This is a genomic window from Candidatus Hydrogenedentota bacterium, from assembly GCA_035416745.1.
Taxonomy (GTDB): Bacteria; Hydrogenedentota; Hydrogenedentia; order Hydrogenedentales; family SLHB01; genus UBA2224.
The window spans coordinates 176,154-177,396 of record DAOLNV010000002.1 but is presented as its reverse complement, the minus strand read 5'-3'; the positions used below and the strand labels follow the sequence as shown (position 1 = coordinate 177,396).

Here is a 1,243-nt window from a genome sequence, read left to right as displayed (position 1 = left end):
CGGCGGCGTGGTGAACTCGCCCCACGCATAACCGGCATCGAGCGAGACGAATCCGTCTAGCCGCAGAATCGCGCGCCCGAGGCCGCACCGAATCTCCCCCTGCGCCGCGGGATCGATATTGCCGGCGTGGTCCATGTTGGAACCCCAGTAGTAGAGCCAGAGCTCGTTGCCCATCTCGATCGGCGCTGATGCGGTCCACACGTGCCGTGAGAACCACGTGCCGCTTGGCCCTAGCCGCAGAAATGGAAGCCTTCCGCCCAGACGCGCAAACTCCTTGCCGTCACGCCCTGCGCAGAGGCGATCATCCAACTGGTCGGGTCCCAGCGATTGCAGGGGTTCGCGAGCGAACCAGTGCCATAAAGCATGGCCGACCATGACGTACATACCTCGCGAATCGGGATAACGAAACACGCACGCGCCGTAATAATCAACAGGCGGCTGCCCGGTTGACGTCTCATACGTTGCCAAATCGGCCTCGTCGGCCCCCAGCACCTGCACCTCGTTGTCCCAATGCTCGAGGTCGTTCGACTCCATGCGCCGGTGGTAACGATAGCTATGGGATTTGTTCTCGAACCTGACCCACTTGCGGGTATACAGCACGTACCGGCCCAGGGTCTCGTCCCAGAACGCCATGCTCTGCGTATCGCAATCGCCGATATCTATGGCCCGCGTCAGCTCCCAATGAATACCGTCAGGACTGTGGTGAAATGTGAGCCGCCCCTGAGGGCCTTTCGTCTGCGTGCGGTAACGCGCCTCGGGCGGCGCTTGGGGGTCCACCCATGCGGCCACTCCGCGGCAGTTCGGGATGACGATGCTGTTGGCCGTGGTTCCGCCGAATTCGTGAAGCCCCAACTCAGGCTTGACGAAATGAATACCGTCCTCGGATTCAGCATACGCGACATACTCGCCTTTCGCCACGGGACCCGTCTCCGGCGTCTCCTCGCGCAAGGTGAGCAGGTGGTACCAGAGCCGGATCTTTCCGTCTTCCTTACGCACGGTGGCCGAATTCCACACATGGGCGCGTTCGGCGAGTTCCCACGGCGCATTGGCAATCAGCACCGGCTCCAACGGCTGATACGGCGGATTCATCACGCGCTCGACGTTCGTGCTCGACGCGATCACACGGTCGTCGAGGAAAAGCTGCTTCTCGGAACCGATCCTGAGCGGCTCCGCCGCCGCCCGCGCCTGCCAGGGAGCCGGCAAGAGACCTCCTGCCAGGAGAAACACAGCCGTCAACACGCCA

General features: G+C 62.6%; 1 protein-coding gene. It reads right to left on the bottom strand.

Going from position 1 to position 1,243, the window contains the following annotated elements:
* The coding region (locus PLJ71_01760) for a hypothetical protein (protein HQM47379.1) at window positions 1-1,243 on the bottom strand (1,243 nt) is incomplete at both ends.